The organism is Lysobacterales bacterium, assembly GCA_016721845.1.
Lineage (GTDB): Bacteria > Pseudomonadota > Gammaproteobacteria > Xanthomonadales > Ahniellaceae > JADKHK01.
This window is the reverse complement of record JADKHK010000013.1, coordinates 874,104-887,703: the sequence shown is the minus strand read 5'-3', so window position 1 is coordinate 887,703 and position 13,600 is coordinate 874,104. Positions and strand designations below refer to the sequence as shown.

The 13,600-nt window shown below is 65.4% G+C and carries 12 protein-coding genes; 3 read left to right on the top strand and 9 right to left on the bottom strand.

Features of this window, described 5'->3' with window-relative positions; genetic code table 11:
• Positions 1–3: 3 nt before the first annotated feature.
• The 7 genes from lapB to IPP28_11360 all read right to left on the bottom strand — a co-directional run bounded on the left by lapB (position 4) and on the right by IPP28_11360 (position 7,129).
• A complete protein-coding gene (lapB, locus tag IPP28_11390) occupies positions 4–1,179 on the bottom strand; it encodes a lipopolysaccharide assembly protein LapB (protein MBL0041622.1) in 1,176 nt (391 codons plus the stop codon).
• Positions 1,176–1,448, bottom strand: coding sequence for a LapA family protein (locus IPP28_11385; protein ID MBL0041621.1), 273 nt, complete (start codon positions 1,446–1,448; stop codon positions 1,176–1,178). Before IPP28_11385 ends, lapB begins: the two co-directional genes overlap by 4 nt.
• Before the next feature lie 8 nt (positions 1,449–1,456).
• The gene (locus IPP28_11380) at positions 1,457–1,762 is read right to left on the bottom strand and encodes an integration host factor subunit beta (GenBank protein ID MBL0041620.1); all 306 of its coding nucleotides are present in this window, start codon (positions 1,760–1,762) and stop codon (positions 1,457–1,459) included.
• A 75-nt stretch (positions 1,763–1,837) separates the two neighbouring features.
• The gene (rpsA, locus tag IPP28_11375) at positions 1,838–3,508 is read right to left on the bottom strand and encodes a 30S ribosomal protein S1 (GenBank protein MBL0041619.1); all 1,671 of its coding nucleotides are present in this window, start codon (positions 3,506–3,508) and stop codon (positions 1,838–1,840) included.
• Positions 3,509–3,643: 135 nt separating this feature from the next.
• A complete protein-coding gene (locus IPP28_11370; GenBank protein ID MBL0041618.1) occupies positions 3,644–4,327 on the bottom strand; it encodes a (d)CMP kinase in 684 nt (227 codons plus the stop codon).
• 61 nt (positions 4,328–4,388) lie between these two features.
• Positions 4,389–5,786 (bottom strand): NAD(P)/FAD-dependent oxidoreductase, encoded by a 1,398-nt coding sequence (locus IPP28_11365; protein MBL0041617.1) that lies wholly within the window; start codon positions 5,784–5,786, stop codon positions 4,389–4,391.
• A 50-nt stretch (positions 5,787–5,836) separates the two neighbouring features.
• Positions 5,837–7,129 carry an NCS2 family permease gene (locus IPP28_11360; GenBank protein ID MBL0041616.1) on the bottom strand — a complete coding sequence of 431 codons (1,293 nt, stop codon included), beginning with the start codon at positions 7,127–7,129 and terminating at the stop codon, positions 5,837–5,839.
• A gap of 56 nt (positions 7,130–7,185) precedes the next feature.
• On the opposite strand from IPP28_11360, the gene IPP28_11355 reads away from it, so the two are divergent.
• Both IPP28_11355 and IPP28_11350 read left to right on the top strand, forming a co-directional pair.
• Entirely contained in the window at positions 7,186–7,761 is a 576-nt protein-coding gene (locus IPP28_11355) for a hypothetical protein (protein MBL0041615.1), read from the top strand.
• Complete coding sequence (locus IPP28_11350) at positions 7,758–8,825, top strand: sensor domain-containing diguanylate cyclase (protein MBL0041614.1); 1,068 nt, start codon at positions 7,758–7,760, stop codon at positions 8,823–8,825. The genes IPP28_11355 and IPP28_11350 overlap by 4 nt, the downstream gene beginning before the upstream one ends.
• On the opposite strand, the gene IPP28_11345 is transcribed toward IPP28_11350, so the two are convergent.
• The gene (locus IPP28_11345) at positions 8,826–9,704 is read right to left on the bottom strand and encodes a LysR family transcriptional regulator (protein MBL0041613.1); all 879 of its coding nucleotides are present in this window, start codon (positions 9,702–9,704) and stop codon (positions 8,826–8,828) included.
• Positions 9,705–9,808: 104 nt separating this feature from the next.
• Between IPP28_11345 and IPP28_11340 the strand changes: the two genes are divergently transcribed.
• Positions 9,809–10,696, top strand: a complete 888-nt coding sequence (locus tag IPP28_11340; GenBank protein ID MBL0041612.1) for a DMT family transporter — start codon at positions 9,809–9,811, stop codon at positions 10,694–10,696.
• Between the two features lie 3 nt (positions 10,697–10,699).
• Here IPP28_11340 and IPP28_11335 read toward each other — a convergent pair whose 3' ends face one another.
• Positions 10,700–13,564 carry a GGDEF domain-containing protein gene (locus tag IPP28_11335; GenBank protein MBL0041611.1) on the bottom strand — a complete coding sequence of 955 codons (2,865 nt, stop codon included), beginning with the start codon at positions 13,562–13,564 and terminating at the stop codon, positions 10,700–10,702.
• Positions 13,565–13,600 lie beyond the last annotated feature (36 nt).

The window sequence follows — 13,600 nt, the reverse complement described above, 5'->3', positions numbered from 1 at the left end:
GGCTCAATTTCCGGCGATGCCGTGCACCGGCTTGATCGTGCTCCAGGACTTGCAGCCCGGGCATTGCCAGTGATGCGAACGTGCACCGAAACCGCAGCGCGAACATCGAAACAGTGCCTGACCGTCGAGCAGTTGCTTCAGCAAGTCGCGCAATTGTTCGAGCTGCTCGCGCGCTTCGCCCTGCACCCCGGCCAGTTGCAGTTCGACCAGTTCGGCGAGACCGCGCACCGATGGCTTCTTGCGCAGGCGCTCGGCCAGAAAGCGGATCGCCGACTGGTCGCCCTCGCGGTCACGCACGCGGCGGGTCATCTTGATCACCGGCGAGATGCCGGGATAGCGGCGCATCCATTCGTCCAGCATGGCGTCGATGGACTCGCGGCGATCGAGATGTTCGAGCGCGTCGAGCATCGGCGCGAGCGCGATCGGCAGGTATTCGATGTCGTTTTCGACTGCGCGTTCAAAGGCGTTCGCGGCGCGGCTCCAGTCCTGGCGCTCGTGCGCGAGGCGCCCTTCGATCAGGCGCGGGCGCACCGACAGCGGCGCCACGGTGACTGCCTCGGTCAGGTAGGCCTTGGCCTGTACCGCATCCTGTTTGACGACCGCATGCTCGGCCAGTTCGCTGAGGAACTGGCTGACCAGTTCCGCCTGCGACTCGCCGGTGATCTGCTCCAGATGCCGCGCATGTTCGATGGCGCGTTTCCAGTCGCGCTCCTGCTGGCAGATCGCGATCAGGTGGCGCGACGCCGCGGGCGCATGCGCATCAATGCCGACGAGATCGGTAAACAGGGTTTCGGCGCGATCGAGCAGGCCGGCGCGCATGTAGTCCTCGCCCAGTTCAAGCAAGGCCAGCGACTTCTGTTCCGGAGTCAGGTTCGGTCGCGCGATCAGATTCTGATGGACGCGGATCGCACGATCGGTCTCGCCGCGACGACGGAACAGGTTTCCGAGTGCGAGATGGGTTTCCACGGTCTGCTTGTCGATTTCGGCGATCTGCAGGAAGACTTCGATCGCCTTGTCCGGCTGCTCGTTCAGCAGGTAATTGAGGCCGCGAAAATAGTTGCGGCGCAGGCGATCGGCCTGGGCGCCGACGGCCGTCGCAGGATTGCGCCGCGCAAGCAGCCAACCGGACAGGAACGCCAGCAGTACCAGCAAGGCCAGTACCGACAGGTCGAGCGTCATGGAACGGTCGGCCCGCTCGGGCGGACGGCATCGAGTTGGCGTCGCAATGCACGCAGACGCAGTCGTTGCGGCAGGATCACGGCGGCCGAGAGTGCTGCACTGGCAAGCAGGAATCCGGTCAGCAAGCTCACCATGACGACCACGCCCAGCGACATCTCGAATGCGAAGAAATGGAAGTCGAGGCGTACTTCGGCCTCGTTCATGAGTGCGAATGCGGCGGCGAGCAACGCCACCAGCAATGCCAGGACGATGACGATCCCGCGCTTCATCGCCGGTCTCAGTCGTTGCCGTCGTCGTTGGAAACGATGCCGTTCACGCGGTCACGCAATTCCTTGCCGGGCTTGAAGTACGGGACGTACTTGCCGGGCAGCGCGACGGAGTCGCCGGTCTTGGGATTGCGGCCGACGCGCGGCGGGCGGAAATGCAGGGAAAAGCTGCCGAAGCCGCGGATCTCGATGCGTTCGCCGGTCGCCAGCGACTGACTCACATATTCGAGGATTTCCTTGACGCCGAGCTCGACGTCATGGTGCGCGAGGTGGATCTGGCGACGCGCCATGGCTTCGATCAGTTCGGATTTCGTCATAACGGTCCGGACACCAGAAACGGAAGATACGAAAAACGCGCCGCCGGCAGGGTCGCTGCCGGCGGCGCGCAGAACTTACTTGTTGCGCATCTGCTCTTTGAGCAGCGCACCGAGCTTGGTCGTACCGCCCGCAGCCGACTGATAGTCGGCCAGCGTGTCGGCCAGTTCCTGCTCGTCCTTGGCGCGAATCGAGAGTTGCAGCGTACGGCCCTTGCGGTCCATGCCGATGAACTTGGCTTCGACTTCGTCGCCCACCTTCAGACGCGTGGTCGCGTCCTCGATGCGCTCCTTGGCGATGTCGTTGGCGCGCAGATAGCCCTCGACGCCTTCGCCGAGGTCGATCGTGGCACCGCGTGCATCGACTTCGCGGACATTGCCCTTGATGATGCTGCCGCGCGGATTGTTCGCCATGAACGAGGCGAACGGATCCTGTTCGAGCTGCTTGATGCCGAGCGAGATGCGCTCGCGCTCCGGGTCGACTGCGAGCACGACTGCATCCAGGTTTTCACCCTTCTTGAAGTTGCGCACGAGGTCTTCGCCGGTGCCCTGCCACGAAATGTCGGACAGGTGGATGAGGCCGTCGATGCCGCCGTCCAGACCGATGAACACGCCGAAGTCGGTGATCGACTTGATCGTGCCGGAGACCTTGTCGCCCTTCTTGTTCATGGCGGCAAAGGTTTCCCACGGATTGCTGGTGCACTGCTTCATGCCGAGCGAAATGCGGCGACGCTCTTCATCGACATCCAGCACCATGACTTCGGCTTCGTCGCCGACCTGGACCATCTTGCCCGGGTTGACGTTCTTGTTGGTCCAGTCCATTTCCGAGACATGGACCAGGCCTTCGACGCCCGGTTCCAGCTCGACGAAGCAGCCGTAATCGGTGACGTTGCTGACCTTGCCGAAGATGCGGGCGCTGGACGGATAACGGCGGGCGATGTTGACCCAGGGATCTTCACCGAGCTGCTTGAGGCCGAGCGACACGCGGTTGCGCTCGCGGTCGAACTTGAGCACGCGCACTTCCAGTTCCTGGCCGACTTCGACCACTTCGGACGGATGACGCACGCGCTTCCAGGCCATGTCGGTGATGTGCAGCAGACCATCGATGCCGCCGAGATCGACGAACGCACCGTAATCGGTGAGGTTCTTGACGACACCCTTGACGACCGCGTTCTCCTGCAGGCGTTCCATCAGCTGTTCGCGTTCCGCGCTGAATTCGCTTTCCACCACGGCGCGGCGCGAGACCACGACGTTGTTGCGCTTGCGATCGAGCTTGATGATCTTGAATTCCAGTTCCTTGCCTTCGAGGTAGCTGGTGTCGCGCACCGGGCGCACATCGACCAGCGAACCCGGCAGGAACGCACGCACATCGCGGATGTCGACGGTGAAACCGCCCTTGACCTTGCCGCTGATGCGACCGTTGACGGTGGCGTTGGCTTCCAGCGCCTTCTCCAGTTCGTCCCAGACCATCGAGCGCTTGGCCTTCTCGCGCGACAGCACGGTTTCGCCAAATCCGTTTTCCAGCGAGTCGAGCGCGACCTTGACTTCGTCGCCCACGGCCACGTCGATTTCGCCCAGGTCGTTCCTGAACTGCTCGATCGGGACAATGCCCTCGGACTTCAGTCCGGCGTGGATGACGACCACGTCGGTGCGCACTTCGACGACGACGCCGGTCACGATGCTGCCCGGCTTCAGACGCGACAGCGCGTTCTGGCTCATTTCAAACAGTTCGGCAAAACTTTCGGTCATGTTGGGTTCCAGTTGGAGAAATCTGACGGACCGCGGCGCGGACCACGTCCGGCTTGGGTGATGGCGTTGCCGCCGTTGCGAATACCCCGGACGGAGCCGGGACCACGCCTGCACCAAGTCGGGGGTGCGCCGCAGTCAGTACGGGTTCGCGAGAACCTGGGCCAACACGCGATCCACCACCTCATCGATACCGATGCCGGTGGTATCGATCAGGATCGCATCGGATGCGGGCTTGAGCGGTGCCACCGGACGCTCGGCGTCACGGGCGTCCCGCGCGAGAATCTCGCGCAAAAGGGTGGAGAGTGTAACTTCGAAGCCCTTTTGCTTCAACTGCTTATACCGCCTCTCGGCGCGCTCGTCGGCGCTGGCGGTCAGAAACACCTTGATCACCGCCTCCGGGAAGATGACGGTGCCCATATCGCGGCCGTCGGCGACCAGTCCGGGCGCTTGACGGAACGAGCGCTGCTTGTCGACCAAGGCGGCGCGCACCGCCGGAACCGCGGCGATGGCTGAGGCGGTAGCGCCCGCCAGTTCGGTCCGCAGATCGCTGCTGGATTCCACGCCATTGACGAAGACCAGCGGGTCATCTCCTTTGCGATCAACGAATTGCACCGAAGTCTCGGCAGCGCATCGGGCCAGTGCATCGTCGTCATTCAGGTCGATGTCGGCCCAGCTCGCGGCCAGGCCGACGGCCCGGTACAGCGCGCCACTGTCGAGAAAATGCCAGCCCAGGCGTTCGGCCAGCGCACGCGAGATCGTGCCTTTGCCCGAGCCACTCGGGCCGTCGATCGTCACGACCGGAATCCCTGCCTTGTCCATGCGCCCGCTCCGAAATATCTGGTTCCAGCGCCTATTGTAGGACCAGCACCGTGCGGTCAGGTCAGTCGATGATGTAGTCGCGATGCCGCGCCCGCCACAGTCGCCAGCGATAACCGATCGCGGGCCCGACCCAGAGCGCGATGTTGCGGCCCTTGGCGTCCAGGTACCAACTCCTGCAACCACCTGCCCAGGCGGTGCCTGGAAAGGCACGGTCGATGTCGGCGATGAAGCGCGTCATGGCTGCAGGCGTTGCGTCGATCCGGGTGGCGCGTTTCCGGCGCATGTCCCGGAGCAGCGTCGCGATGTGGCGGGTCTGCGACTCGATCATGTACAGGACCGAATTGTGTCCGAGCGCGGTATTCGGTCCGAGCAGGAAGAACAGGTTCGGAAATCCGGGAACGGCGACGCCGTTTGCCGTGCACGGCCGTTCCGACCACACACGGTCGAGCGATGCACCGCCCTCGCCTTCGACCTGCACGGCCGCAAGCACGTCCATTGGCCGGAACCCGGTGGCATAGACCAGCACGTCGAGTGCCACGTGCCGGCCATCGGCCATGCGCATGCCGCCCGGCTCGATCGCGGCGATGGCGGCGCTGTCGAGATGCACGTTTGCCCGTTGCAATGCCGGGTAGTAGTCGCTGGATAAGGCGATTCGCTTGCAGCCGATCGGATAATCCGGCTGCAGCGCGCTGCGCACGGTGGTGTCCGGGATCTGTCGACGCAGATGCCGCCGCGCCAGCCATCGCGCCCAGAACGCCGTGCGCGGCTTCAGCAAGGTCAGCGACAGCAACTCCAGTTGCAGATACAGCGCTGCGCGAAACGCCAGGCGCAAGGGCGGCAGGCGCGCGAACAGGCGTTGCAGCCAGGACGGAATCGCGACATCCGGACGTGGCAACACCCACACCGGCGTCCGCTGGAACACGGTCAACCGCCCCGCAGTCTTGGCCAGTTCGGGGATCAACTGGATCGCGCTGGTGCCGGTCCCGATCACGCCGACGCGCTGGCCGGCGAAGTCGATCGAAGGGTCCCAGCGCGCGCTGTGGCAATGTCGGCCAGCGAAGGATTCGCGACCGGGAAGGTCGGGCCAGTTCGGGACATGCAAGCCGCCCATCGCCGCGACCACGATGCGTGCGTCGATGCAGTCGCCTCGGGAGTTCGAGACCTGCCAGATCTTCCGGTCCGATCGCCATCGCAACGCGGTCACGGCCCAGCCGAAACGAAACTTGCCGCGCGCCATCCAGGGCGTTGCGATGTCCTGCATGTGTGCGCGGATTTCGCCCTGGCGAGGAAACAGTCGCGACCAGTACGGATTCGGCGCGAACGACAGCGAATACAGATGCGAGGGCACGTCGCAGGCGGCGCCGGGATAGGTGTTGTCGCGCCAGGTGCCGCCGACCGAATCGGCCTTCTCCACGATCAGGTAATCGTTCATGCCCATTCGATCGAGTTCCCGCGCCATCGCGAGACCACCGAAGCCCGCCCCGACGATCAGCACGTTGACCGAAGCACTCACCCCAGCCACGCGAACTTGGCGACGAACACCGCTGCGATGATCCAGACCGCGACCGGCACATCGCGCCCGCGGCCGGCCAGCAACTTGATCAGGGCATAACTGACGAAGCCAAAGGCAATGCCGTGCGCGATCGAGAACGTGAACGGCATCGCCAGGGCACAGAGCACGGCCGGCGCCGTTTCCGTGAGGTCGTGCCAGTCGATCTCGGCGAGCCCACGGGTCATCAGGATCGCGACATAGATCAGCGCCGGTGCCGTCGCGTAGGCCGGTACGGTACCGGCCAGTGGCGCCAGGAACAGGGCGAGCAGGAACAGGATCGCCACGACGACCGCGGTCAGGCCGGTGCGTCCGCCGACCGCGGTGCCGGCGGCACTCTCGATGTAGGCGGTGGTCGACGAGGTCCCGAGCAGGCTGCCGGCGACGATGGCGGTCGAATCGGCCAGCAGCGCGCGTTTCAGCCGCGGCAGCTTGCCGTCGGCGTCGAGCAGTCCGGCGCGATGACTGACACCAATCAGGGTGCCGGTGGCATCGAACAATTCGACCAAGAAGAACGTCATCACCACGCTGACCAGGCCGACGTCCAGGGCGCCGCGGATGTCGAGCTGCAACAGGGTCGGTGCCAGTGAAGGCGGCATCGCGAACACGCCCCCGAACGCACTGAACCCGGACCCGACCGACGCAATCGTGACTGCCAGAATTCCGAGGATCACGCCGCCGGTCACCTTGCGCGCTTCCAGCGCCACGATCAGCACCAGTCCGGCGATCGCGAACAAGGGCGCAGGCGCGTGCAAATCACCGAGCCTCAGATAGGTCGCCGGATCCGCGACCACGATACCGGCATTCTTCATCCCGATCAGGGCCAGGAACAGTCCGATGCCGGCCGAGATCGCGAGCTTCAGCGAGCGCGGGATGGCGTTGACGATCCATTCGCGCAGGCGGAACAGGCTGACCAGGACGAACAGCAGGCCGGAAATGAAGACCGCACCGAGTGCGGTCTGCCAGGCGTAGCCGAGCGTGCCGCAGACCACGAACGCGAAGTAGGCATTGATGCCCATGCCCGGTGCCATCGCAATCGGATAATTCGCATACAAGCCCATCACCAGCGAACCGATCGCGGCGGCCAGGCAGGTCGCGACGAATACCGATTCGCGCGGCATGCCGGTGACCGACAGGATGTCCGGGTTCACGAAGATGATGTAGGCCATGGTCAGGAACGTGGTCAGTCCGGCCAACACCTCGGTGCGAATCGTGGTGCGGTGTTCCTTGAAGCCGAAAAACGCCTGCAGCATGTGCCCTTCCCGATCAGCCTGACTGCGGATACTAAGCGGGTTCGCTACGATCGGGCATGGCCTACGTGCTGATCCTGCTCTGGAATCTCGCGACCCTGGTGCCGATCTGGCTCGGCTGGTGGGACGTGTTCGCCGTGCTGGGTCTGTACTGGTTCGAAAACCTGTGTACGGGCATCGTCCAGTTCCGGAAACTGCGCGATGCCGAGGCCCATGCCGATAGCCCGCGCGAAGCGTTCGCACTGAGCAGTTTCTTCGCGCTGCACTACGGCATCTTCACGGCCGTGCACGGACTGCTGGTGCTGGTGTTCTTCGGTCTGGTGATGGGCGGACTCTGGCAACAGGGACAGGCCTGGTGGCTGTCGGCACTGGTCATTGCGGCCATTCATTCATGGGGGTATCGCGTCGATTGGCGGGCAAGCCAGGGCTGGACGCGCACCACGCCGGGACGATTGATGGCCGAGCCCTACGCGCGCGTGCTGGTGTTGCATGCGATCGTCATCGGTGGCGGCTGGCTGGCCCTGTCGGCGCAGTCGCCGCAAGCGATCCTGAAACTGTTCGGGTTGATCAAGCTCGGGGTCGAATTGACGGCTGCATTCCTGTGGCGGCGGTTCGCGACCAAGGCGGGGTCATGAGTGCTTCCGCCGAAGAAGTGCTGCGACAGCTTGCCGCGCTCAACCGGATCTCGCGCATTGCCCTTCAGGACATGGCCTTGCGGCCGATGCTTCAGCGCATTGTCGACGCATTGAACGCCGAGTTCGGCTGGGAATTCATCGCCTTTGCCGGCATCGATCATCAGCGCGGCGAATTCGTCTGCGATGCCGTGCACGCATCGATCGACAGTGACGTCCAGGTTGGTTACCGCCGCGCGCTCGGTTCCGGCGTGGTCGGGCATGTCGCGGTGAGCGGCGAAACCGTCGACATTCCGGATACGCGCGGGCATCCGCTGGTGATCGACACCCTCGGCGGCACACGTTCGGAATTGTGCGTGCCGATCATCCATGATGGTCGGGTGCTGGCGGCGCTGAATGTCGAGAGCTTGCGACTCGACGCCTTCCGCGGCCAGCGCGACCTGCTTGAGACCGTGGCGGCGCAGATCAGCGGCGCCCTGCATGCCGCCGACCTGCTGCAACGGCTGGAAACCGCGAACGCGCAACTTCGCGACGCTTATCGCGTGATGGAACAGCAGGCGCAACGGGACGGCCTGACCGGTATCGCCAACCGTCGCCGTTTCGATGCCGCGCTCAGCGAGGCCTGGTCGGCCGCGCAAGTATCGGACCTGCGCACCGCGCTGCTGATGATCGATATCGATCACTTCAAGTCCTACAACGATGGCTATGGCCATCTCGCCGGCGATCAGTGCCTGCGCGAAGTCGCTGCGGCCCTGGCCGAATCGATCGGCACGACCGACGCGACGCTGGCCCGTTACGGCGGCGAGGAATTTGCGGTGGTGCTCGCCGGCAGCACGATCGCCGACGCCATGATGCTGGCGGAACGCCTGCGTATCGCGGTCGAGGCGCGCGCGCTTCCGCACGCACACAGCGCGCCAGGGCGAGTCACGCTCAGTATCGGTGTCGCCATGCGCGACGCCACCGCCGATACGGCGCCGGCGACTTTGGTTGGCCGAGCCGATTCGGCCCTTTACGCGGCCAAGCGTGGCGGTCGCAATCGCGTCGTGGCGGCCGAGCACTTGCCATGATCAGCGCTGTGTAAGCAGCCAGTCGACGAACTGTTGCGCCGGCGGCCGCAGGCGGCGATGGGCCGGATAGACGACGTAGTACTGCCAGCGCGTCGGCAAGCGTGGACCGACCAGCGCGATCAGGCGACCGGCGGCGAGATCGGGAGCGACGATCTTTTTGCGCGCCAATGCGACCCCTAGGCCTTGCGCTGCCGCTTCCAGCGCGTCGGTGCTGTCGCTGAACACGAAGCGCTCGTCGATCCGGGCGAGCGCCACCCCCGCGGCCCGGAACCAGTCATGCCAACCCTGTCGTGCGAGATCGTGAATCAATGGCAGGGCTGCGATGCCCGCCGCATCCGACAGCGGATGCCGGGCGAGGAACGCGGGCGACGCAACCGGGAATAGCGCGTCGTCCATCAGATGGTGTGCCGTCAGGCCGGGCCAATGGCCCGGACCATGGCGGATCGCGAGGTCGGCACCGCCGTCGTCGAAGCGCGTGAGCCCGATTTCGGTATCGATGCCGAGTCGCACCTCCGGATGGCGCCGGGCAAAGTCCGGCAGGCGCGGCATCAGCCAGGCATAGGTCAACGAGTGCAAGGTGCTGATGCGTACGCGTTCGCGCTCACCCGGCGTGCTGGCCAGTGCCGCAGCCACACCTTCCATGTCGGCCATCGCGCTGCTGGCGGAATCGGCGAGCCGGCGCCCTTCTGCGGTCAAGGACACGCCGCGCGCATGCCGCTGGAACAGCGCGACGCCAAGGCGCGCTTCGAGCTTGCGCACGTGATGGCTGACGGCGCTGGCGGTGAGGTGCAATTCGGAGCCGGCGCGCGCGAAGTTCTGGTGCCTTGCGGCCGATTCGAACGCTGCCAGTGCCGAAAGAAACTCCGTGCGTTGCGTCATGCCAGCCTCAAATTTGATTCGTGTCTGACCACGAAAGTACGCGTTTGCGGTGCATGCAGCAATCGCGACAATGCAGTCCAGCCCCAACTTGATTTCGTGACGAGATGAATGCGACGACTGCCCGTGCCCTGGATGCGCCTGCCCGCGACTGGCTGAGCCTGTTCGAATTGACCCTGCTTGGCGCGATCTGGGGCGCGAGCTTCATGTTCCAGCGCGTCGCAGCGCCGGAATTCGGTGCCTTGGCGCTGGCCGAACTGCGACTGGCGCTCGGCGCTGCCGTGTTGCTGCCGTTCCTGTGGCGTGCGCGGCACAGTTTCCCGGCGCGGGTCTGGCCGATGCTGGCGCTGCTGGGCGCGATCAATTCGGCGGTGCCCTTTGCCTTGTTCGCCTACGCGGCGCAACGCGCGCCGGCCGGCATCGGGGCGATCTGCAACAGCATGGCGGTGCTGTTCACGGCCCTGATCGCTTTTCTATTTTTCGGCGAGAAGATCGGCATTCGTCGCGCGGTCGCCTTGCTGGCGGGTTTCGCCGGAGTGATCGTGCTGGCCAGCGCCAAGACCGCGGGCGCCAGCATCGGACTGGCGGTCGCGGCAGGCACCGGAGCCGCGCTGCTGTATGGCATCGGCGCAAACCTGGTGCGCAAGCAACTGGTGGGCATGCCCCCGATCGCCGTCGCTGCCGTCACCCTGAGTTGCGCCAGCCTGGAACTGCTGCCGTTCGCGATCAGTCATTGGCCGGAGGTCGTGCCGTCGACCAAGGCCTGGCTGTCGACGCTGGCGCTGGGTGCGCTCTGCACCGGTGCGGCCTATGCGATCTACTATCGGCTGATCGTTCGCATCGGTGCGGCGCGCGCGGTGACCGTGACCTACCTGGTGCCGCTGTTCGCGGTGGCCTGGGCCTGGCTGTTGTTGGGCGAGCCGCTGACGTTGCCGATGGCAGTCGCCGCAACCTTGATTCTTGGCAGCGTCGCCTTCAGCCAGAAGTCGAACTGACGCTCACGCAAGTGCCGCCGAGTCGGTCTCGATGCGGTCCCGACCGTTGTGCTTGGCGCGATACAAGGCCGCATCGGCGCGCGCGATGAGCACGCCGCCGTCTTCCCCTGAAGCGCCGACCCGTGTGGCGATGCCGATGCTGACCGTGACACCGCCGAGCCGCGTCGCCAGTCGGGTGCGGATGCGCTGAGCGATTTCATGCGCCTGCGCGGCATCGCAATGCGGCGCCAGCACCGCGAATTCCTCACCGCCGTAACGTGCGACCAGGGTGTCGGGCCGCACCGATTCGCGCATCGCCAGTGCCAGGGTGCGCAGGATGTCGTCGCCGGCCTGGTGGCCATGATGATCGTTGTAATGCTTGAAGTGATCGACATCGAGCAGCAGCAGGCTGACGGGTTCGTTGCGCTCGCTCGCGCGCTGCATCAACTGGCCGAACACCAGATCGAAGTGCCGACGATTCGACAACCCCGTCAAGCCGTCACTGTCGGCAAGGCTGCGCAGTTGCACATTGGCCAGTTCCAGTTCCTGGGTGCGGGCGTGCACCAGCGCATCGAGTTGCCGGTTCAGTTCGCGCAGGCTGCGTACCTTGCGGCGTTGCCGCTGGATCAGCGCCAGGGCGACCACGCCGCCGACCGTGAACACCAGCAGCGGCCAGAACCATGCGCGCTGATACCAGCGCGGCACCAGGGTGAAGGCAAACGGATCGGCTTCTACCGCCGCGCCATAGCGGCTGCGTGCCCGCAGGCGCAGGCGGTAGTCGCCCGGCGGCAACGCGAAGAACGCGGCGCTGGCGCGATTGCGCCACGGCGACCATTCGCGTCCGGCCGGGTCGATCGAAAACTGGAACTCGCTGACCCCCACGCCATCCAGCCGCGGATAGGCGAATTCGAATTCCAGACTGCCGCCGTCCAGTTGCAGCACTGCCGGTTCGTTCAAGGGCAAGGACGTTGAATGTCCCGCCGCACGAAGCACGCGCGCCGCGGCGATCCGCGGCTGCACCGGGCGCGTGGCTGGCGCGGGCAGCGGCACTTCGGCATCGCGATGTTGCAGCAATCCGGTTTCGGCGCCGATCCAGGCTTCGCCGCCGGCACGCGGCAGCAGGTCGTAGATCGCCCCCGTATGCAGCCCGCCGAGCAGGGACAGCGACCACCGACCGTCGCCGCCGCGTCGATAGACGCTGTGATAGCTGAACGCCCAGCCGCCGCCATCCGGCGCTTCGCGGAAACTGACCAGCTCACCTTCGTCGAGCAGGGCGTCCAGTCCGGACACATCGTCGGCATGGAAGCGACCATCCGCATAGCGGAACAGGCCCTCGCGCAGACTGGCGTACAAGTGGCCGCCGTACAGCGAAAACTGTACCGGTTCCGCGGCACCGGCTGGCAACCCAATGTCGTTGCGGACGGGCTGGAACGCGAATGCATCGGCATCGAGGCCGGCACGTGCGAGGCGATGTGCACCCCGCTCGCCACTGCCGACCCAGATCGCACCATCGAAGGCGACCAGACTGTTGATCAGCCAGCCCAGGGAGAAATCGCGATGACGCAGCCGGTATCCGTCGCCGTCCCGCTGCATCAGGGCCGGCCCGTGTTCGGTGCCGAGCCAGAGCAGCGTCGCATCCACGGGGTCATCCAGGAACTGCCGTGGGTACAGGTCGTCACCGGACACCGCACGTGCCCTGCCCTCCGCGACGATCGACAGTTGCCGCGAATCCGCCAGCAGCAGTTGCCCGTCATGCCGATGGAACGCCCACGCCTCGTGATGAGTGAGCTTCAAGGGTTCGACCTCGAGGCCTTTCACGCCCAACGTGGCGCGAAAGGCCCCGTTCCAGGTGCTGGCGTAGAGCGCGCCATCGATGTCGTTCAAGGTGTACACGCCGTTGATCGCAGCCGCGGACTCGACATGGCTGCGCCAGCGCGGCGGCCAATCCATCCGCGACACGCCGGAAATATCGAGGACCAGCAGGCTGCCGTCCGACGCCTGCATTACGTCGGCGAGATAGTTGCTGCTCACCCGCACCCGCTCGACGCTGCGGCGGTCGACATCGACGACGCGGACCTGGCCATCAGCGCCGGCCAGCACGACGTGGCCGGCATCCACCATCGTGCCGAGGCCACTCTGCGTCAGGCTTGCGGCCAATTCCGGCGTGGTCAGGTCAACGAAACGACCGGCCTCCCATTGCCATAGCGAAGGCGCGACATCGTGCACCAGCACGCGACCATCGCCGCGCGGAAACAGGTTGTAGATCAGCGCGGTCGCAAACTGTTCGCCGCCGGGCAGCATCTCGAAGCCGTCGCCGCGGCGTTGCTTCAAGCCCTGCCCGCGCCATTGCATCCACACGGTGCCGTCGACGTCGGCAATGGCGCCGAAGCGGCCGTCGTGATGCCAGTAGCCAAGCCGTTCGCCGGCACGCGACACCACGAACACATCATGCAGGGCCTGGAACCAAACTTCGTCGCCCACGAGCAGCACACGCCAGACATCCGCGAAGCGGCGCCCTTGAAGATCGGCCGCGAACAGCGCGGAGAGATCGACGTAGTGCTCGTCACCGCTGCCGTTGCGTTCGATATAGCCGAAACTGTCAGTGCCGCCCGTCCACACGCGACGTTCGGTGTCCACCGCAAGTGCGCGCACGGCACCGGGTCGGGGCATCGGCAGCCAATGCCAGCGACCGCCGTCGTAACGCAACACGCCATCGATGCCGCCGATGTAGAGATCGCCGTCGGCGCCCTGCGCCAGCGTGAAGAATTGCGGATAGACGCGCAGGTCCGGGCGGAATTGCGAGAGCAGCGGCTGCTGGGCCCGGACGTCGGCCGCACCGGCGACCAGCAGGACCAGTACCCACATCGCACATCGCCACAGACGAAGCATCCAACCTCCGGAATCGAACACCGTCGAGTCTACTCA

What these genes read in the sequence shown, in the direction of transcription:
- IPP28_11335 (MBL0041611.1), bottom strand. Translation starts at nt 13,564, where the DNA reads ATGCTTCGTCTGTGGCGATGTGCGATGTGGGTACTGGTCCTGCTGGTC.
- IPP28_11385 (MBL0041621.1), bottom strand. Translation starts at nt 1,448, where the DNA reads ATGAAGCGCGGGATCGTCATCGTCCTGGCATTGCTGGTGGCGTTGCTC.
- IPP28_11360 (MBL0041616.1), bottom strand. Translation starts at nt 7,129, where the DNA reads ATGCTGCAGGCGTTTTTCGGCTTCAAGGAACACCGCACCACGATTCGC.
- lapB (MBL0041622.1), bottom strand. Translation starts at nt 1,179, where the DNA reads ATGACGCTCGACCTGTCGGTACTGGCCTTGCTGGTACTGCTGGCGTTC.
- IPP28_11350 (MBL0041614.1), top strand. Translation starts at nt 7,758, where the DNA reads ATGAGTGCTTCCGCCGAAGAAGTGCTGCGACAGCTTGCCGCGCTCAAC.
- IPP28_11340 (MBL0041612.1), top strand. Translation starts at nt 9,809, where the DNA reads ATGAATGCGACGACTGCCCGTGCCCTGGATGCGCCTGCCCGCGACTGG.
- rpsA (MBL0041619.1), bottom strand. Translation starts at nt 3,508, where the DNA reads ATGACCGAAAGTTTTGCCGAACTGTTTGAAATGAGCCAGAACGCGCTG.
- IPP28_11380 (MBL0041620.1), bottom strand. Translation starts at nt 1,762, where the DNA reads ATGACGAAATCCGAACTGATCGAAGCCATGGCGCGTCGCCAGATCCAC.
- IPP28_11345 (MBL0041613.1), bottom strand. Translation starts at nt 9,704, where the DNA reads ATGACGCAACGCACGGAGTTTCTTTCGGCACTGGCAGCGTTCGAATCG.
- IPP28_11355 (MBL0041615.1), top strand. Translation starts at nt 7,186, where the DNA reads ATGGCCTACGTGCTGATCCTGCTCTGGAATCTCGCGACCCTGGTGCCG.
- IPP28_11365 (MBL0041617.1), bottom strand. Translation starts at nt 5,786, where the DNA reads ATGGCGCGGGAACTCGATCGAATGGGCATGAACGATTACCTGATCGTG.
- IPP28_11370 (MBL0041618.1), bottom strand. Translation starts at nt 4,327, where the DNA reads ATGGACAAGGCAGGGATTCCGGTCGTGACGATCGACGGCCCGAGTGGC.